This is a genomic window from Nonomuraea coxensis DSM 45129, from assembly GCF_019397265.1.
Lineage (GTDB): Bacteria > Actinomycetota > Actinomycetes > Streptosporangiales > Streptosporangiaceae > Nonomuraea > Nonomuraea coxensis.
On the sequence record NZ_CP068985.1, the window covers coordinates 268,037 to 286,775 of the forward strand.

Sequence of the window (18,739 nt, forward strand, 5' to 3'; positions counted from 1 at the left end):
GCTTCAGACCAGGGAGCGGACCACCACGGTCTGGTCGCGGCCGGGGCCGACGCCGATGGCGCTGATCGGAGCCCCGCTCATCTCCTCCAGCGTCCGCACGTACGCCTGCGCGTTCGGCGGCAGGTCGGCGAACGTCTTCGCGCCGGTGATGTCCTCCTGCCAGCCGGGGAACTCCTCGTAGATCGGCTTGGCGTGGTGGAAGTCGGTCTGCGTCATCGGGATCTCGTCGTGGCGGACGCCGTCCACCTCGTACGCGACGCACACCGGGATGCGCTCCAGGCCGGACAGCACGTCCAGCTTCGTGAGGAAGTAGTCGGTGACGCCGTTGATCCGGGTCGCGTAGCGGGCGATGACCGCGTCGAACCAGCCGCAGCGGCGGTTGCGGCCCGTGGTCACGCCGTACTCGCCGCCGGTCGTACGCAGCCAGTCGCCCATCTCGTCGGTCAGCTCCGTCGGGAACGGGCCCGAGCCGACACGGGTCGTGTACGCCTTGAGAATGCCGATGATCTTCGTGAGCCGGTTCGGCGGGATGCCCGCCCCCGCGCACGCGCCGCCCGAGGTGGGCGAGGACGACGTCACGAACGGGTACGTGCCGTGGTCGATGTCGAGCAGCGTGCCCTGCCCGCCCTCCAGCAGCACGAACTTGTCCTCGTCCAGCGCCTTCGACAGCACCAGCGAGGTGTCGGCGATGTGCGGCTTGAGCCGCTCGGCGTAGCCGAGGTACTCCTCCAGCACCGCCTCAGGCTCGATGCCGCGCCGGTTGTAGACCTTGGTGAGCACCTGGTTCTTCTCGGTCAGCGCGACCTCGATCTTCTTCGCCAGGATGCCGGGGTCGAGCAGGTCCTGCACGCGCACGCCCATCCGGGCGATCTTGTCGCCGTACGCGGGACCGATGCCGCGCCCCGTCGTCCCGATCTTGGCCTTGCCGAGGTAGCGCTCGGTGACCTTGTCCAGGGCCTTGTGGTGCGGCATGATCAGGTGCGCGTTCGCCGAGATCAGCAGCCGCTCGGCGGAGATCCCCCGCGCGGCCAGCCCGTCGATCTCGCTCAGCAGCACGCCCGGGTCGATGACCACGCCGTTGCCGATGACCGGGACGACCTCCGGCGACAGGATGCCCGTCGGCAGCAGGTGCAGCGCGTACTTCTGGTCGCCGATGACGACCGTGTGTCCCGCGTTGTTGCCCCCCTGATAGCGGACGACGTAATCGACGTCGCCACCGAGCAAGTCGGTGGCCTTGCCCTTGCCCTCATCGCCCCACTGGGCACCAACGAGAACGGCAGCCGGCATGGTTCAGTCTCCCGAGCACAAAACGAAACCCCTGGCGCAAGCGCGACAGGGGCTCTTGCGTAGAGAGACTACCCGAACGTGCCCTTTCGTCCCAAGGGGCCGCGCGGCTCCTACCCCTTCGTCAGGGCCTCGTAGCCGGTTTCTGTGCTGTCCTTGAGGAACTGCAGGCAGCGTTCGGCCTCGTCCTTCTCGCCGATCGCCTGCGCGGCCCTGGCCAGGGAGTACAGGCAGCGGAGGAAGCCGCGGTTGGGCTCGTGCTCCCAGGGGATGGGCCCGTGTCCCTTCCAGCCGTTGCGGCGGAGCTGGTCGAGACCGCGGTGGTAGCCGGTGCGCGCGAAGGCGTAGGAGGTGACCGCGTGCCCCTGGGCGAAGTACTCCTCCGCCAGCGCGGCCCACGCCGCCGGGTGGGCGGGGTAGCGGGCGGCCACGTCGGAGGCCTTGGCGCCGGACTCCAGCGCCTCCCTGGCCTCGGGCAGGTCCGGCAGATGAGTCGGGGGCGGCCCGGCGAGAAGGTTATCCATAGGACAAGTCATACCCGCCGGGCCAGGCGCGTGGCTACGAGATCTTCGTCCCAGCGCTCTTCAGGTGCCGGCACGCCTCGACGACGCGGGCGGCCATGCCGGTCTCGGCGGCCTTGCCGTACGAGCGCGGGTCGTAGGTCTTCTTGTTGCCGACCTCGCCGTCCACCTTGAGCACGCCGTCGTAGTTGCGGAACATGTGGTCGGCGATCGGGCGGGTGAAGGCGTATTGCGTGTCGGTGTCGATGTTCATCTTGACCACGCCGTAGGAGATGGCCTCCTGGATCTCCTCCAGGGTCGAGCCGGAGCCGCCGTGGAAGACCAGGTCGAAGGGCTTGTCCTTGCCGTACTTGGCGCCGACCGCCTCCTGGATCTCCTTCAGCACGCCCGGCCGCAGCTTGACGTGGCCCGGCTTGTAGACGCCGTGCACGTTGCCGAAGGTCGCGGCCAGCATGTAGCGGCCGTTGTCGCCGACGCCGACCGCCTCGGCGGTGGCCAGCGCGTCCTCGCTCGTGGTGTAGAGCTTCTCGTTGATCTCGCCGACGACGCCGTCCTCCTCGCCGCCGACGACCCCGATCTCCATCTCCATGATGATCCTGGCCCGCGCGCACTTGTCCAGGAGCTCCTTGGCGATCTCCAGGTTCTCCTCCAGCGGTACGGCGGAGCCGTCCCACATGTGCGACTGGAAGAGCGGGTCGAGGCCCTTGGACACCCGCTCCAGCGAGATGTCGATCAGCGGCCGCATGAAGCCGTCGAGCTTGTTCTTCGGGCAGTGGTCGGTGTGCAGGGCCACGGTGACGGGGTATTTCTCGGCGACGATGCGGGCGTACTCGGCCAACGCGGTCGCACCCGTGACCATGTCCTTGACCGTCGTGCCGGACAGGAACTCCGCGCCGCCCGTGGAGACCTGGACGATGCCGTCGCTCTCCGCCTCGGCGAACCCGCGCAGGGCGGCGTTCAACGTCTGCGATGAGGTCACGTTGATCGCCGGGTAGGCGAATCCGCCGGCCTTGGCCCGGTCGAGCATCTCAGCGTAGACCTCTGGAGTCGCAATAGGCATGATCATCTCCCTGAGAAGTAACGGCTGTGCGCCAGGGCCCAGTATTCCGGCTCACTACCCGTGGTGGTAGAGACAACGCCCGTGCGGGGGACACGTCCCGAGTGCCCGCTAAGGGTAGGCTCTGCCCGTGGACTGGCTCTTGAATCTCCTCGACCCGACGTGGTGGCTCACCATTCTCGGCACTTTCGCCACGATCGGTGTGCTGGCCATCATCTTCGCAGAGACGGGTCTTCTGCTCGGATTCTTCCTGCCCGGCGACTCGTTGTTGGTGGCCGCGGGGATTTTCAGCTCCGCATCCGTGGCGGCGGGCATGGGCATCGAGCCGCTCTCGTTCCCGCTCCTGGTGGTCGGCACCCCGCTGTGCGCCATCGCCGGCGCCCAGCTCGGGCATTTCCTGGGTGCGCGTTTCGGGCGGAGGATGTTCGAGAAACCCGATTCGAAGTTGTTCAAGAAGGAGCACGTGCTCCGGGCCGAGGAGTTCTTCGAGAAGTTCGGCCCCGCCAAGGCGGTCGTCCTGGCGAGGTTCGTGCCGATCGTGCGCACGTTCATGAACCCCGTCGCGGGCGTCCTGGAGATGCACCCCCGGCGCTTCTTCGTGTGGAACGTCATCGGCGGCGTCGTCTGGGTCGAGAGCCTGCTCCTGCTCGGCCACTACCTCGGCGGCCAGGTCGATCCGAAGCAGATCGACAAGTACATCCTGCCGGGCGTGTTCCTCATCGTCCTGATCTCGCTCATCCCGATCTTCGTCGAGGTGATCAAGAAGCGCCGCGAGGCCAAGCGGCTGCCTTCCCCCAACGGCAAGCACCACCGCGTCGGCGACCCTTTCTAGATCTGAGCCGGCGGAGATCGGGAAGAGCCGCATACCACGCGGTACGCTCCCTGTGTGGGACGCCACAGGTCGGATCCGATGGGCCTCGCCCGCCTGGCGCTCGCCGTCCTCGCGGCGGTTGCCCTGGTGACACTCCTGGTCGTCGGCGCGCGGGCGCTGATCGGCACGCTCAGCGCGCCGTCGCAGGCCGAGCGCGAGCGCGCCTCCGCGCCGGCCACCCCCGTGGGCGAACCGGGCGCGCGGGTGCCGACCGTGCGCATCGAGTGCCTGGCGGAGACGTGCCCCACCGTCACCGTACGGGTGCCGGGCGGCGACGTGCTCCAGCACCGCGAGATGAGCAGGGGCGAAGAGGTCAACTACTTCGAGACCGAGCTGGACGTCGTGGTGAGCGACGGGGGCACCGTCCGCGTCACCGAGAACGGCCTGCCCCGCCCGCAGGGCGAGCCGGGCGCCAGGCAGGCGTTCACGGTGCGCGCCTCCGGCGGCTGAGCGCCGCTCAGAGCCCCAGGTCCTCCAGCGTGTACGCGGTGCGGTAGTCCAGCCCTTCACCGGCCACCCGCTCGCGCGCCCCCCGGTCGACGATCGTGGCCACGGCCACCACCTCGGCCCCGGCCTCGCGCAGCGCCTCCACGGCGGTCAGCACCGACCCGCCGGTGGTCGAGGTGTCCTCCACGGCCAGCACCCGCCGCCCGGCCACGTCGGGCCCCTCGATGCGCCGCTGGAGGCCGTGCTGCTTGGTGGCCTTGCGCACCACGAACGAGTCGAGCGCGCGCCCGCGCGCCGCCGCCGCGTGCAGCATGGCGGCCGCCACCGGATCGGCCCCGAGGGTGAGGCCGCCCACGGCGTCGTAGCCGAGGTCGTCGGTCAGGTCGAGCATCACCCTGCCGACGAGGGGCGCGGCCACGCCGTCGAGCGTGATCCGCCGCAGGTCGAGATACCAGTCGGCCTCCATGCCCGAGGAGAGCGTGACCTTGCCGTGCACGACGGCCTTCTTCTTGATCTCGGCCAGCAGATTGTCGCGGTCTGTCATGCGTCCAAGCTTAAGGTCCTGGTCAGGCCGGACCCCGCCGGTACGGCTCCGCGGTCAAAGCCCGTCTCCCGGTTTAGCCAAGACGGGGAGTGCGGAATGTATGCGCGAGGCAACGCCACGTAATCGCGAGGTCACCATGAGTGTCGAACCGCCGCGCAGCGACGCGGATCTTCTGCGCGCGTCCGCACGAGGCGACGCCGCCGCCTACGGGCAGCTCTACGAGCGCCACGCGGCCGCGGCCCGGGCGCTGGCCCGCCAGCTCGTCCGCGGCACGGAGGCCGAGGACGTCGTCGCGGAGGCGTTCACCAAGATCCTCGACCTCGTGGGCAGGGGCGGCGGTCCTGAGTCGGGCTTCCGCACCTACCTGCTGACCGTCGTACGCCGCACCGTCCACGACCGCTCCCGCGTCGAGAGCGCCGGGCTCGCCACCGGCGGGATCGAGGACTACGACCCGGGCGTGCCCTTCGTCGATCCCGCGCTCGTCGGGCTGGAGAAGTCCCTCATCGCCCGCGCCTACCTGTCGCTGCCCGAGCGGTGGCGGGCCGTGCTGTGGCACGTCGAGGTCGAGCGGTGCGGGCCCGCCGCGGTCGCCCCTCTGCTCGGACTGTCGGTCAACGGCGTGGCCGCCCTGGCGTACCGGGCGCGTGAGGGGCTGCGGCAGGCGTACCTCCAGCTCCATCTCGGCTCGCAGCCGCGGCGCGAGTGCCGGCCGGTGCTCGGCAGGATGGGCGCGTACGTGCGGGGCGGGCTCGCGAGGCGCGACTCCCGGATGATCGACGAGCACGTCGGCCGGTGCGAGGAGTGCAACGGCGTGCTGCTGGAGCTGACCGACGTCAACCGCGGGCTCCGGGTGATGGTGGGCCCGCTGTTCATCGGCCCCCTCTTCGGCGGCTACGCCGCCGCCCTCGCCAGAAGCACCGGCGGCACAGCCGGCCTCCTGCGCGCCGTCGCCACCCTCCGCAGAACCGCGCGCCGGCATCGAACCGCCCTGTCCAGAACCGCCCTGTCCAGAACCGCCCTGGGCAGAGGCCCACTCGGCAGAGCCGCACGGCAACAGCGGCCCGCCCTGGGCAGCACCTCTCTGGCCGGGCCCGCACAGGACAGGCCCGTGCTGGTCGGGTCTGAGCTGGTCGGGTCTGGGCTGGGATCTGGAATGGATGGGCCCGTGCTGGTCGGGTCTGTGCTGGGCGGGCCCGCGCTGGGCAAGGGCGGGCGGCAGCGGCGGGCTGTTCTGGGTGGAGGGCTCGTGGTGGCGGGGGCGATGGCCGCCGCCGTCCTCCTGATCTCCGCCGACCAGCCGGCCGGCCGGCCCGTCGCGGTGTCGCCCGCGATGCGGACGGGCGCGCCCGTCCCGGCCCCTCCGCCCCCGCCCTCGTCCCCGCTCCTGGGGCCGCGGGCGAGTGAGCGCCCCGCGCTGGTGCCGCCTCCGGCCGCGTCCGCCGAGCCGGCGGGCACGCCGCCCGGCCAGGCCAGGCTCCGGGCCGCCGTGGGCCCTCTCGGCGCGCTCGTCCGCGCCCAGCCCGGCATCGTCGGCATCCGGCTGCGCAACGACGGCGACGTCCCCAGCGGCGACCTGGCCGTGCTGGTCGACCTGCCGGCGGGCGTCACGCTCATCCCGACGGCCCGCCACCACCAGGCCGCCGCGCTCCACGGACCCGTCGGGACGGCCGACGGCTGGGCCTGCCGTCCCGCCGCCGGCGGCGCCAGGTGCGAGCGGGCGCCGCTGCCGGCCGGCGAGGGCACGGCGGTGTTCCTGCGGGTACGGGTCGCCGAGGAGGCCCCCGAGGGCGCCGGCCCCGCGGTGCGGGTCGAGTCCGGGCCGCTGCTGGTGCGGGCGCGGGCCGAGGAGGGGGTGCGCGCGACCGGCGCGCCCGCCAGGTTCGCGACCGACGGCAAGGTGACCGTACGCGCGGTCGGCAACGCCCTGCTGACCTGCCCCGAGGAGCGCGAGGGCTGCGCGGAGGCCCGGCGGCGGCAGGGCGACCAGCGGGACAACGACCTGTGGCCGATGACGCCGCTCGACCGCGACGACGACCCGTCGACCCGCACCTCCAGCGCCGCCCGGCTCGTCCTGCCGAAGGGCGGGCGGGTGGTGTGGGCCGGGCTCTACTGGTCGGCGAGCGGCGACCGGGCCGGGCCGATCAGGGTGCGGCCGCCGGGGCGGCGGTCGTACGTCACCGTCCATCCCTCGAACGCGGCCGTCCGCGAGCTGCCGAACGGGCCGGTCTACCAGGCGTTCGCCGACGTCAGCATGCTGGCGGCGGGAGCGCGCAGGACCGGCCTGTGGTGGGCGGCCGACGCGCCCGTCACGGAGGGGGTGTCGGGGCACGCCGGGTGGAGCCTGGTGCTGGTCGTCACCGATCCGCGCGAGCCGTACAGTCAGGCTGTGGTGCTCGACACCGCGACCGTCGTCGGCGGGCCACGGCGGCGCGTACGCCTGCCGATCGGCGGGCTCACCCCCGCCGCCGCGCCCGCGCGGGCGGAGCTGGTCACCTGGGAGGGCGACGCCGGCCTCGCGGGCGACCGGGTCTCGCTCGGCAGCGGCGCCCTGACCCCGGAGGGCGGCGACCGTGACCGCGCCAACGTCTTCGACGGCTCCTCGGGCGGGGCTGCGGAGATGACGTTCGGCGTGGACGTCGACACGGTCGGCGCGGAGCTGGGCGCCGACCCGGGGCTGACGGTCGTCACCGACAAGGACGTGGTCCTGTTCGGGGTGGCGGCGCTGAGTGTGCGGGCACGGTCGTGACCGCGAAAGGGACAAACTGGTACGGTTCGCCTAGGCGGCCCAGGGCATCGACGGCCGAGGGGCGAATCGTCGGGATTAACCCTCGGACGATCACCTGCTTTCATTACCCTGAGAGAGGGCCGCCGAGTCCGGTCTCTGACGGTGCAGAGCCAGCAAGGTCGGACCACCAGGAAAGGGGCGGTGTCAGTGGATCGCTGCGCGCTGTTCGTGGACGCCGGCTATCTGCTGGCGGACGGGGCGATGACCGTGCACGGCACGCGCCATCGCGAATCGGTCGCCTGGGACTACCCGGGGCTGCTCCAGCTCATGACCGGGCTGTCGCGCGAGCGCACCGGGCTGCCGCTGCTGCGCTGCTACTGGTACGAGGCCACGGTCGAGGGCCGGCGCACGCCGGAGCACGACGCGCTGGCCGACATACCGGGGCTCAAGCTCAGGCTGTCGCGCATCAGGCCGGGCCGGCGCGAGGGCGTCGACGCCCAGGTCCACCGCGACCTCATGACGCTCGCCCGCAACAACGCCATCTGCGACGCCGTGGTCGTCAGCGGCGACGAGGACCTCGCGCAGGTCGTCTGCGACGCGCAGGACCTCGGCATCCGGGTCACGGTCATCCACGTCGCCGCCGAGGGCGGCTGGGCCGGGTCCCGGTCGCTGCGGCAGGAGTGCGACGACCTGGTCGAGCTGGGGGCGGTGCACCTGCGGCCGTACGTCGCGATGGTCTCCGGCGTCAGCGAGTCGTCGTCCAACGGCCACCACCATCACCAGCCCCAGCCGCTGACCAACGGGCAGGGCACCCACGCGCTGCCGCCCGCGCAACCACCGCCGCCGTCGTCCATGCCGTCCACGCTGCCTTCTTCCTCCCTGCCTTCCTCCTCGCTGCCCTCGTCGTCGCTGCCGCCGGCCACGTCGCACTCGTCCGGGAGCCACGCGGCGGGTCCGTCCGGGGCGTCGGCCACGGGCTCGACCGGGCAGCACTCCGCGAACGGATCGGCCTCCTCCGGACGAGGCCACTCGTCCACCCCGCCGGTCCTGCCGACCTACACCAGCTACCAGATCGAGCAGTCGCCGTCCCCGGCGCCGGTCACCGGGCCCATCCCGGTCCAGCCGTCCACGCAGCAGCAGCAGGCGCAGCCCCCCTCGCAGTCGCCCAGCACGGGGCAGTTCGCCTCGCCGTCCGGGAGCGGGGGTTACCAGCAGTCGCAGCTCGGCTCGTACTCCGGGCCGCAGGCCGCGCCCGTCATCCCGCCGGCGGCCACGGCCGGCGCCACCACGCTGTCCGACGCCGTCAAGGCCGCCCACCGCGAAGGGCACGACTTCGGCGAGTCCGTCGCCAGGGACGCGCCCGCGCTGTGGCTGGAGGCCGTGCTCGCCCGCAAGCCCCGGATGCCGTCCGACCTGGAGGCCCGGCTGCTGCAGGGGTCGTCGCTGCCGATCGACTTCCTGCTCCACGACGAGGTCAGGCACGCCCTGCGCAGAGGCTTCTGGGACGCGCTGGAGCGGGCCAGAAGCTAGATCGCGAAACCGTCAGGACAGGGCGTCGAAGCCGGCCCGGAGGTGCGAGAGGCGGTCCGTCAGGTCGGACAGCGGAGCGGCGAGCGCCTGGTCCTGCGACTTGCGGACGAGCTCCCGCAGCCGGGCCAGCTCGTCCTCGACCGCCGTCAGCCGCCGCGACAGCTCGGGCAGCACGGAAGCGTGGTCGCCGGCCCCGGGCGGCAGCTCGCCGGTGACCCGCTCGCGCAGCAGCGACGCCTGCTCGGCCAGCCGTCTGTTCATGTTGTAGAGCTCGGCGAACACCGACACCTTGGCCCGCAGCACCCACGGGTCGAACGGCTTGGTGAGGTAGTCCACCGCGCCGGCCGCGTAGCCGCGGAAGGCGTAGTCGGGCGCGCTGTCCACCACGGTCAGGAAGATGATCGGGATGTTCCTGGTCCGCTCGCGCCGCTTGATGTGCGCGGCCGTCTCGAACCCGTCCATGCCCGGCATCCGCACGTCGAGCAGGATGAGCGCGAACTCGCTGTTGAGCAGCGCCTTGAGCGCCTCCTCGCCCGACCGGGCGCGCACCGGCACCAGGTCGAGCGAGCTGAGGATGGCCTCGAGCGCGATGAGATTCTCCTCGCGGTCGTCGACCAGCAGGATCTTGGCACGATCCGGCACGATCACGCCCCTTCGGCTGATGAGTCGGATGTGGCCTTGCCGCGGCTGAGCCAGCCCCGCAGGCGTTCGAGCAGGCGGTCGACGTCGACCGGCTTGGGCACGTAGTCGGACGCGCCGGAGGCGATGCTCTTCTCGCGGTCGCCGCGCATGACCTTCGCCGTGAGCGCGATGATCGGCAGGTCGGCGAACTGCGGCATGCGCCGGATGGCCGAGGTGGTGGCCCAGCCGTCCATCTCCGGCATCATGATGTCCATCAGCACGAGCGCGACGTCCTCGTTCCGTTCGAGCTGCTCGATCCCCTCCCGGCCGTTCTCAGCGTAGACGACCGTCGAGCCGTGCCGCTCCAGGACGCTGGTCAGTGCGAACACGTTGCGGATGTCGTCGTCCACGATGAGGATCTTGGCGCCGTTGAGCGGGTCGTCGCCCTGCCACTGCGACGGGGTCTCGGCCGGCGGCTCGACCAGCTCCGGCATGGGCAGGTCGAGCGGCAGCGGCGGCTCGGGGACGACATGGGCGGCCGGCCCGTCGGAGGGCGGGCTCATGAGCTGCCGGCGCGCCACGCCGCCGTCGGTCGCGGCGAGCGGCCCGGTGTAGGAGGCGGGCAGGTAGAGCGTGAACGTGCTGCCCTGGCCCAGCTCGCTCTCCACGTGGATCTCGCCGCCCAGCAGGCGGGCGATGTCGCGGCAGATGGCGAGGCCGAGCCCGGTGCCGCCGTACTTGCGGCTGGTGGTGCCGTCGGCCTGGCGGAACGCCTCGAAGATGACCTCGCGCTTGTCGGGCGCGATGCCGATGCCGGTGTCGATCACCTGGAAGGCCAGCAGGTCGCGGGCGTCGTGCAGGGTGTCGTCGTCGAAGTCGACCCCGGGCGGCGCCATCGACACGCGCAGCTTGACCTCGCCGCGCGGGGTGAACTTCACCGCGTTGGACAGCAGGTTGCGCAGCACCTGCTGCAGCCGCTGCTCGTCGGCGCGCAGCTCGCCCGGCACGTCCGGCTCGATGTCGACGGTGAACGCGAGCCCCTTGTCCTGCGCCAGCGGCGCGAACGCCGCCTCCAGCAGGTCGACCATCTTCGGCAGCGCCACCTGGATCGGGTGGATGTCCATCCGGCCCGCCTCGACCTTGGACAGGTCGAGCATGTCGTTGATGAGCTGGAGCAGCGCCGAGCCCGCGCTGTGGATGGTGCGGGCGAACTCGACCTGCTGCGAGGTGAGGTTGCCCTCGGCGTTCTCGGTGAGCAGCTTGGCCAGCACGAGCAGGCTGTTGAGCGGCGTGCGCAGCTCGTGCGACATGTTCGCGAGGAACTCGGACTTGTAGCGCGAGGAGACCGCGAGCTGCTCGGCGCGCTCCTCCAGCGTGCGGCGGGCCTGCTCGATCTGGAAGTTCTGGATCTCGATGGCGCGGTTCTGCTTGGCCAGCAGCGCCGCCTTGTCCTCCAGCTCGGCGTTGGACCTGCGCAGCTCCTCCTGCTGGCGCTGCAGCTCGTCGGAGCGTTCCTGGAGCTCGCGGGTGAGCCGCTGCGACTCGGTCAGCAGGTCCTCGGTGCGGGAGTTGGCGATGATGGTGTTCATGGTGACGCCGATGGTCTCGACGAGCTGCCGCAGGAAGTCGAGGTGCACCTCGCCGAACGGCGTGAACGAGGCCAGCTCCAGCACACCGAGCACGCGGTTCTCGAACAGGATCGGCAGCACCACGATCTGCGCGGGCGTCGACTGGCTGAGCCCGCTGTCGATCGTGATGAACTGCGGCGGCACGTCGTCGAGCACGATGTGCCTGCCCTCGGCCGCGGCCTGCCCGACGATGCCCTCGCCGATCGCGAACCGCTGCCGCGGCGCCTTGTCGGGCCGCACGCCGTAGCCGCCGATCAGCACCAGCTCGTGGTCGCCCTCGGGGTCGATGCCGTAGAAGGCGCCGTAGCGGGCCGAGACGAGCGGCGTCAGCTCGCTCATGGTCAGCTTGGCCACCTCGAACAGGTCGCGGTGGCCCTGCATGAGCCGGGAGATGCGGGCCAGGTTGGACTTGAGCCAGTCCTGTTCCTGGTTGGCCTGGGTGGTCTCGCGGAGGTTGGCCACCATCGAGTTGATGTTGTCCTTGAGCTCCGCCAGCTCGCCCTGCGCCTCGACGGCGATCGAGCGGGTGAGGTCGCCGCGGGCGACGGCGCTGGTGACGGTGGCGATGGCGCGCACCTGGGTGGTGAGGTTGCCGGCCAGCTCGTTGACGCTCTCGGTGAGCCGCTTCCAGGTGCCCTCGACGCCCTCGACCCGGGCCTGGCCGCCGAGCTGGCCTTCCGAGCCGACCTCGCGGGCCACGCGGGTGACCTCGGAGGCGAAGGAGGAGAGCTGGTCGACCATGCGGTTGATGGTGGTCTTCAGCGCCAGGATCTCGCCCTGGGCGTCCACGTCGATCTTGCGGGTGAGGTCGCCGTTGGCGACCGCGGTGGTGACCTCGGCGATGTTGCGCACCTGGTAGGTCAGGTTGTTGGCCATGAAGTTGACGTTGTCGGTGAGGTCCTTCCACACGCCCGACACGCCCTGCACCCGGGCCTGGCCGCCGAGCTGGCCCTCGGTGCCGACCTCGCGGGCCACGCGGGTGACCTCGGAGGCGAACGACGAGAGCTGGTCCACCATCGTGTTGAGGGTGTCCTTGAGCTGCAGCATCTCGCCCTGGGCGTCAACGGTGATCTTCTTCGACAGGTTGCCCTGCGCCACCGCGGACGAGACCGCCGCGATCTGGCGTACCTGCGAGGTGAGGTTGTTGGCCATCGAGTTGACGTTGTCCGTCAGGTCCTTCCAGACGCCGGACACGCCGCGCACCTGGGCCTGGCCGCCGAGCTGGCCCTCGGTGCCGACCTCGCGGGCCACGCGGGTGACCTCGGAGGCGAAGGAGGAGAGCTGGTCGACCATCGTGTTCATGGTGGACTTGAGCTCCAGGATCTCGCCCTGGGCGTCCACGTCGATCTTGCGGGTGAGGTCGCCGTTGGCGACGGCGGTGGTGACCTGGGCGATGTTGCGCACCTGGTAGGTCAGGTTGTTGGCCATCGAGTTGACGTTGTCGGTGAGGTCCTTCCAGACGCCCGACACGCCCTTCACCTCGGCGCGCCCGCCGAGCTTGCCCTCGGTGCCGACCTCGCGGGCCACGCGGGTGACCTCGTCGGCGAACGACGAGAGCTGGTCGACCATCGTGTTGAGGGTGTCCTTGAGCTGGAGAATCTCGCCCTGCGCGTCGACGGTGATCTTCTTCGACAGGTTGCCCTGGGCCACCGCCGTCGCCACGGTCGCGATGCTGCGCACCTGGGAGGTGAGGTTGTTGGCCATGAAGTTGACGTTGTCGGTGAGGTCCTTCCAGACGCCCGACACGCCGGTGACCTGGGCCTGGCCGCCGAGCTGGCCCTCGGTGCCCACCTCGCGGGCCACCCTGGTGACCTCCTCGGCGAAGCCGGAGAGCTGGTCGACCATGGTGTTGACGGTGTTCTTCAGCTCGAACATCTCGCCCACGGCGTCGACCGTCACCTTGCGGCTCAGGTCGCCCTTGGCGACCGCGGTCGTGACGACGGCGATGTCGCGCACCTGGGCCGCGACGCGCGAGGACATCGTGTTGACGGCCTCGGTGAGGTCGCGCCAGCTTCCCGACATGCCGCGCAGGTTGGCGCTGCCGCCCAGCCGCCCCTCGGTGCCGGCCTCGCGGGCGACCCTGGTCACCTCGGAGTTGAACAGCGCGAGCTGGTCGACCATGCCGTTGATGGCCTTGCCCAGGCGGCGCACCTCGCCGCGGGCCGAGCGGTCGAGGTCGATGCGCCGCGACAGGTCGCCCTTGGCCACCGCGTCGATGACGTCGGCGGCGCCGCTGACCGGGCTGACCAGGGCGTCGATCAGCATGTTGACGGACTCGACGCTCTCGGCCCAGGCGCCCACGCCGGGGCCGGGCGTCAGCCGCTCGCTGAAGCGGCCTTCCTTGACCACTTCTTTACGTACGCGGACCAGCTCGTTGGCCAGATGCTCGCGGCGGTCGGCCACCTCGTTGAGCAGCAGCCGCACCTCGCTCAGGATGCCCGGAGGTGCGTGGGGGACCCGCCGCCGGAAATCGCCGTCACGCCACGAGAAGAGGGTCTCCAGAATGGGCACGAGATCGGACTCGGTGTAAGTCCTCTCCTCTGGTGTCGGCGCGGCCTTGGCCGTGGTCATGGGGCCTCCTTCACTCGCACTGGGCCTCGGCGAGTGATTCAAGTCTGTCACGTTGAGTAGCTTGCAGTCCTGCCCTTGGATTTACCCCAAGCCGGTGGGAAGTGTGGTAGGCACGATGGGATGACTGCTTCTCCCCATGCGGTGCTGGCCGCGACGTTCGCGCCAGGTGAGACCGCTGTGACGGCCGCGATGCGCTTCACGCACGAGGTGATGACCGCGTGGGCCACCGGTGGCGTGCTCCACACCGCCGAGCAGGTCGCGGGGGATTTGGCGGAGCAAGTCGCTGACGAGCCCTTTGAGGTGATTTGGAAACATCTTGGGGATGCGGTGCAGGTCGAGTTCCGGCAGCGCATGGTTTCCCAGGGTGATCCGAAAGCTCCTTCCGCGAACGTCGACGAGTGGGGAGTCACCTTCAGGGGCGATTCCCGTGTCCACTGGGCAAGACTCACGCTACCCGGCTCCGTGGACCGCGTGGCCGCCGAGTGGGTGGAGGAGAGCGCCCGCGGGCCGCACTGGCTGGGATTCCTCGCCGACGCGAGCGACCTGCTCGCCGGCACCCTCGACCCCGACATGGTGCCCGCCATCATCGCCCAGATCGTGGTGCCGCGCCTGGCGAGCTGGTGCGCGGTCTACACCTCCGGCGGCGACTCCGGGCCGCTGCGGCTGGCCTACCTGTGGCACGCCGACGAGGCCAGGATCGACGGGCTGCGCGAGCAGCTCAACGGCATGGACGTCAGCGGGGCCGGTGACCGGGTCACCTCGCTCATCCACCTGCCCGACTCCCAGGTGCTGGCCGTGCCGCTCACGGCGCGCGGGCGTGGCCTCGGCCTGATGTGCCTCGGCCGGCCCGACCGCTTCCCCGACGAGGTCATCCAGTTCGCCGACGACATCGCCAGGCGCGCCGCGCTGGCGATGGACAACGCCCGGCTGTACGCCCAGCAGGCCGCCGCCAACCGCGCGCTCCAGCGCAGCCTGCTGCCGCCCAACGAGCCCGAGGTGCCCGGGCTCGACTACGGCGTCATCTACGAGCCCGCCGGCGAGGCCAACGAGGTCGGCGGCGACTTCTACGACCTGTTCAAGGCGGGCGACGACTCCTGGCGCTTCGCCATCGGCGACGTCTGCGGCACCGGGCCCGAGGCGGCCGCCGTGACCGGCCTGGCCCGGCACACGCTGCGGCTGCTGGCCCGCGAGGGCTACGGCGTGGCCGCCGTGCTCGGGCGGCTCAACCAGGCGATCCTGGAGGAAGGCGAACGGGCGCGCTTCCTGACGCTGCTGCACGGCGACATCACGCCGGTGGCGAGCGGGCTGGAGGTGCGGCTGGTCTCGGCGGGACACCCCGAGGCGCTGCGGCTGCGCCCCAACGGCAAGGTCGAGACGGTGACCACGCCGCAGTCGCTGCTCGGCGTCTTCCACGAGGTCGTCTTCGAGGCCGACACCCTCCACCTCGAACACGGCGACGTGCTGCTCGCCGTCACCGACGGCGTCACCGAGCGGCGCAACGGCGCGCGGCTGCTCGACGACAACGGCGGCCTGGCGAGGATGCTGGCCGAGTGCGCCGGGTTGTCGGCGCGGGCGGTGGCCGAGCGCATCCGGCGCGGGGTGGCCGAGTTCGCCACCGAGCCCAGCGCGGACGACCTCGCCATCGTCGTCCTGCGCGCCCGCTGACGTCGCTTTGTTCTTCGTGGCCGGTGCCTTTTCTCGTGACCGGCGCCGGGCCCGCCCTCCGCGCCGGCGGCGCGCCGGTCGGGGCAGGACCGAACGGCGGCGGGGCCGGGGAGGGCGTGGCCGGGCGGCCGGGGCCCGTACGTCCCGGGGACCCGGTCGTGACGGCGCTCCGCGCGAGCCTGACAGCGCGGACCGCCGACGATCAAGACACCGAAACCGCCAACTCTTTACGACATGTCATATGTCAGCGGGATTTCACATGCTTTCTGGCGAAGTCGAGCTGCAACGCGATCTGCGCGATCCGCTCCGAGACCACCAGCGAGCCCCGGATGGCGTCATAGGTGTAGAGCTCGTGCTCGCGCCCGTGCTCGGCCAGCTTGGCCACGTACTTCTCGATCTGGCGGAACGGGCAGCGCGTGTCGTTCTCGCCCGCGAGGATCAGCAGTGGGGCGCTCACCCGGTCCACGTACGTGATGGGGGAGCTGGCGGCGTACCGGTCGGGCCGCTCGTCGGGTGAGCCGCCGAACAGCGCCCGGTGGTAGGCGCGCAGGCTCTCGACCTCGTCCTCGTACGACGTCTGGTGGCAGGCGATCGGCGCCGCCGCGATGCCGGCCGCCCACAGGTCGGGCTGGGTGCCGAGACCGAGCAGCGTGAGGTAGCCGCCCCACGCCGAACCGGCCAGCACCAGCCGGGCGGGGTCGGCGATCCCGCGCTCGACGACGCGCTGCCGCACGGCCGCCACGTCGGCCAGCTCGATGTGACCGACGTCGCCGTGCAGCGCGTCGCGCCAGGCCGTGCCGTAGCCGGTCGAGCCGCGGTAGTTGACCCGCACCACCGCGAAGCCCGCGTCCACCCAGGCCGCGACCGTGGGCGAGAAGGAGTCGCGGTCGTGCGTCGTCGGCCCGCTGTGCAGCAGGAAGACGGTGGGGTAGGGCGCGAGGCCGTGCTCCGGCTTGGAGATCAGCGCGTGGACGCGTCCGCCCTCGCCCTCGACGTCGAGGTCCTCGACCGGCACGCTGGGCGGCGCGGCCGGGCCGCCGGGGTTGACCACGACCTGCCCGTTGGTGGAGCGGATGACGGGCGGCCTGGACCCGCTGGACCAGGAGTACTCGACGTGGCCGCCGGGCCGGGGCGCCGCCTCGTCGATGACGCCGTGCGGGGTCTCGATCGAGGTCAGGGTGCCGCCGGCGAGGTCGTAGCGGTGCAGATGGCTGCGGGCCCGGTCGTCGCGCAGGATGAGCAGGGCGCGGCCGTCGTCGTACCAGTGGGCGTCGAGGTCGCCCGAGTCCTTCAGCCAGATCTCGCGCTGCTCCCCGGTCGCCGGGTCCCAGACCAGCGGCTCGTAGCGGTGGCGGCGCTCGTGCAGGGCCAGCAGCCGGCGGTCGCCGGGGACGGGGGCGAACCCGAGCCCGGTCACGCCCTTGCCGGGGCCGTCGTGCAGCTCGCCCACGACGCTGCCGTCGGGACGGACGACGCGCAGCGCCGGATGGCGGAAGTCGCCGTACTCGCCGTGGTTGATCGCGATGAGGGAGCCGTCGAGCGACATGGCGGCCACCCAGGCGGCCTCGGTGTGCTCGTAGAGCTGACGGAACGGCTCGCCGGCGCGGCCCAGATGGATGCGGAAGGTGCCCTCGCTGGCCCAGCTGATCGCGGCCACGCCCGTCGTCGACAGGACGATGCCGCCCGGCTGGCCGGGCGGCAGGCCGGGGGCGACCTCCTGGTCGGGGCCGCCGGTGAACGGCTGGCGCCACCACACGCCGAACTCGTCGCCCTCGGTGTCGGCGAACCAGTAGATCCACTGGCCGGTGGGGTCGAGGGCCGCGTACGCCGTGCCCTTGGGCCGGTCGGTGACCTGGCGGACGGCGCCGGTGACGCGGTCCCAGGCGTAGACCTCCCACTTGCCGGTGGCGTTGGAGCGGTAGATGGAGCGGTGCGGAGCCTGGCGGGCCCAGGACGGCAGCGTCATGCGCGAGGCCCGGAACCTGGCCTGCCAGCGTTCCTCCGCCTTCATGCGGCGCGCCCCCTCCCGTTGATGTCCCGCGCCTCCGGGCCCGGGATGCCGTCCAGTATTGCGCCTGTCTGGGAGAAATACTTGGGGAATGTGGGGGAATTTCGGACTAAATGCCCCATCAGTAACACCAGTCGCACACGTCAGTCAAGGAGCAGGTCTTGAACGCGGTGCGGGCTCGAAGATAGACAGATGAAACGCCGCGCGGGTCACCACTTTCTCCCTGCCAGGGGAGAAAAAAGCCGCGATGCGGGCGTCGAGCGCGGCCGGATCGGTGTGCCACGCGCTCGGGCCCATGCCGACCACCTGGGCGACCTCGCCGGCGTCCAACTCCATGTCGAACGCGACCGTGCGCCGCCCCGCCAGTACGAAGCCCTCCATGCTGCGCGCCACCCGGCGCTCCTTCTCCTCATCCACGGAGAGCAGCCCCAGCTCGCCCACCAGCGGGCTCAGATGCTCGGCGGCCGGCGTCACGACCACCGCGACCCCGCCCGGCCGCAGGATCCGCCCGAACTCCGGGCCGTTCCTGGGCGCGAAGACGTCGATCACCACGTCCGCCACCTCATCCCTGATTGGCAGCGGCCTCCAGACGTCGGCCACGAACGCGCCCGCCCTCGGATGCACCCGCGCCGCCCGGCGTACTGCGTGTTTCGACACATCGAACGCCATCCCGATGCCATCGTTCACGGCATTGAGCGCGGCCGCCAGGTAGTGCCCGGTGCCCGCGCCCGCGTCGACGATCACCGGCGCGGACCTGCCCTCCGCGCGACGACCCTCGCCGCCGTTCCGGCCGGACTCAGGGCCTTCTGCCTGCCCCGGGCCGCGACCGGCCTCCATTCCCGCCCCACGGTACGCCCTCAACCGGCTGCCGTCATTGGTTTCGGTAACGGACTCATGTTCTGCCGGCCCGTCCGCCCCCACCGCCTCGGCCACCGCCCCCGCCACGGCCTCCGCCAGCGGCGCGTAATGCCCCGCGTCGAGGAACGCGGCACGCGCGGCGACCATCTCCGCACTGTCGGCCGTCCCCGGCGGACGGGAACCGACGAGCAGGCTGACGTACCCCTGCCGCGCGACATCGAACCCATGCCCCCTCGCACACCGCAGCTCCCGCTCACCCAGCCGCACGCCCGCACGACAGACCGGGCACACAAGGTATTCGACGATGTCAGCCAGCATGCGGCCCATTCTCACGCCATAGGCCGTGGAGCGCTATGCAGGAGGAGATGGGTGGGTGCCCCGGCCTGCCACAGTGAACTCCGACCCTTGG

The 18,739-nt window shown here is 71.4% G+C and carries 14 protein-coding genes; 5 read left to right on the forward strand and 9 right to left on the reverse strand.

From position 1 onward, the window contains the following. Window positions 1-3 precede the first annotated feature (3 nt). The 3 genes from Nocox_RS01295 to fbaA form a co-directional block, all read right to left on the reverse strand. Entirely contained in the window at window positions 4-1,287 is a 1,284-nt protein-coding gene (locus Nocox_RS01295; protein ID WP_026214187.1) for an adenylosuccinate synthase, read from the reverse strand. Between the two features lie 110 nt (window positions 1,288-1,397). Next, complete coding sequence (locus Nocox_RS01300; RefSeq protein WP_020542493.1) at window positions 1,398-1,808, reverse strand: DUF3151 domain-containing protein; 411 nt, start codon at window positions 1,806-1,808, stop codon at window positions 1,398-1,400. Between the two features lie 34 nt (window positions 1,809-1,842). Further along, a complete protein-coding gene (gene fbaA, locus Nocox_RS01305) occupies window positions 1,843-2,865 on the reverse strand; it encodes a class II fructose-bisphosphate aldolase (RefSeq protein WP_026214189.1) in 1,023 nt (340 codons plus the stop codon). A 127-nt stretch (window positions 2,866-2,992) separates the two neighbouring features. On the opposite strand from fbaA, the gene Nocox_RS01310 reads away from it, so the two are divergent. Continuing rightward, a complete protein-coding gene (locus Nocox_RS01310; RefSeq protein ID WP_033408685.1) occupies window positions 2,993-3,694 on the forward strand; it encodes a DedA family protein in 702 nt (233 codons plus the stop codon). Window positions 3,695-3,748: 54 nt separating this feature from the next. Next, window positions 3,749-4,183, forward strand: a complete 435-nt coding sequence (locus tag Nocox_RS01315; RefSeq protein WP_157382958.1) for a hypothetical protein — start codon at window positions 3,749-3,751, stop codon at window positions 4,181-4,183. Window positions 4,184-4,190: 7 nt separating this feature from the next. On the opposite strand, the gene pyrE is transcribed toward Nocox_RS01315, so the two are convergent. Beyond that, a complete protein-coding gene (gene pyrE, locus Nocox_RS01320) occupies window positions 4,191-4,724 on the reverse strand; it encodes an orotate phosphoribosyltransferase (RefSeq protein ID WP_020542497.1) in 534 nt (177 codons plus the stop codon). 136 nt (window positions 4,725-4,860) lie between these two features. Here pyrE and Nocox_RS42715 point away from each other — a divergent pair, with 136 nt between their 5' ends. Together Nocox_RS42715 and Nocox_RS01330 are read left to right on the forward strand one after the other, a co-directional pair. Beyond that, window positions 4,861-7,470, forward strand: coding sequence for a sigma-70 family RNA polymerase sigma factor (locus Nocox_RS42715; protein WP_026214190.1), 2,610 nt, complete (start codon window positions 4,861-4,863; stop codon window positions 7,468-7,470). 186 nt (window positions 7,471-7,656) lie between these two features. Next, entirely contained in the window at window positions 7,657-8,979 is a 1,323-nt protein-coding gene (locus Nocox_RS01330) for an NYN domain-containing protein (RefSeq protein ID WP_020542498.1), read from the forward strand. A gap of 12 nt (window positions 8,980-8,991) precedes the next feature. Here Nocox_RS01330 and Nocox_RS01335 read toward each other — a convergent pair whose 3' ends face one another. The 3 genes from Nocox_RS01335 to Nocox_RS42720 all read right to left on the reverse strand — a co-directional run bounded on the left by Nocox_RS01335 (window position 8,992) and on the right by Nocox_RS42720 (window position 14,234). Beyond that, window positions 8,992-9,621 (reverse strand): response regulator, encoded by a 630-nt coding sequence (locus Nocox_RS01335; RefSeq protein ID WP_026214191.1) that lies wholly within the window; start codon window positions 9,619-9,621, stop codon window positions 8,992-8,994. Window positions 9,622-9,623: 2 nt separating this feature from the next. Then, entirely contained in the window at window positions 9,624-13,799 is a 4,176-nt protein-coding gene (locus Nocox_RS01340) for a HAMP domain-containing protein (RefSeq protein ID WP_020542500.1), read from the reverse strand. A gap of 81 nt (window positions 13,800-13,880) precedes the next feature. Continuing rightward, window positions 13,881-14,234 (reverse strand): hypothetical protein, encoded by a 354-nt coding sequence (locus Nocox_RS42720; RefSeq protein ID WP_246649722.1) that lies wholly within the window; start codon window positions 14,232-14,234, stop codon window positions 13,881-13,883. Between the two features lie 27 nt (window positions 14,235-14,261). Here Nocox_RS42720 and Nocox_RS01345 point away from each other — a divergent pair, with 27 nt between their 5' ends. After that, the gene (locus Nocox_RS01345; protein ID WP_246649723.1) at window positions 14,262-15,464 is read left to right on the forward strand and encodes a PP2C family protein-serine/threonine phosphatase; all 1,203 of its coding nucleotides are present in this window, start codon (window positions 14,262-14,264) and stop codon (window positions 15,462-15,464) included. 244 nt (window positions 15,465-15,708) lie between these two features. Here the strand turns inward: Nocox_RS01345 and Nocox_RS01350 are convergent, their stop codons facing one another. Together Nocox_RS01350 and Nocox_RS01355 are read right to left on the reverse strand one after the other, a co-directional pair. Further along, entirely contained in the window at window positions 15,709-17,475 is a 1,767-nt protein-coding gene (locus Nocox_RS01350) for a S9 family peptidase (protein WP_020542502.1), read from the reverse strand. Window positions 17,476-17,619: 144 nt separating this feature from the next. Beyond that, on the reverse strand, window positions 17,620-18,648 hold the full coding sequence (locus Nocox_RS01355; protein ID WP_211212586.1) for a putative RNA methyltransferase: 1,029 nt from the start codon (window positions 18,646-18,648) through the stop codon (window positions 17,620-17,622). Window positions 18,649-18,739: the final 91 nt, after the last annotated feature.

Excerpts from the sequence above, each read along its gene's own strand:
- Nocox_RS01295 (WP_026214187.1), bottom strand. The coding sequence starts at position 1,287 with ATGCCGGCTGCCGTTCTCGTTGGTGCCCAGTGGGGCGATGAGGGCAAG.
- Nocox_RS01300 (WP_020542493.1), bottom strand. The coding sequence starts at position 1,808 with ATGGATAACCTTCTCGCCGGGCCGCCCCCGACTCATCTGCCGGACCTG.
- fbaA (WP_026214189.1), bottom strand. The coding sequence starts at position 2,865 with ATGCCTATTGCGACTCCAGAGGTCTACGCTGAGATGCTCGACCGGGCC.
- pyrE (WP_020542497.1), bottom strand. The coding sequence starts at position 4,724 with ATGACAGACCGCGACAATCTGCTGGCCGAGATCAAGAAGAAGGCCGTC.
- Nocox_RS42715 (WP_026214190.1), top strand. The coding sequence starts at position 4,861 with ATGAGTGTCGAACCGCCGCGCAGCGACGCGGATCTTCTGCGCGCGTCC.
- Nocox_RS01340 (WP_020542500.1), bottom strand. The coding sequence starts at position 13,799 with ATGACCACGGCCAAGGCCGCGCCGACACCAGAGGAGAGGACTTACACC.
- Nocox_RS01350 (WP_020542502.1), bottom strand. The coding sequence starts at position 17,475 with ATGAAGGCGGAGGAACGCTGGCAGGCCAGGTTCCGGGCCTCGCGCATG.
- Nocox_RS01355 (WP_211212586.1), bottom strand. The coding sequence starts at position 18,648 with ATGCTGGCTGACATCGTCGAATACCTTGTGTGCCCGGTCTGTCGTGCG.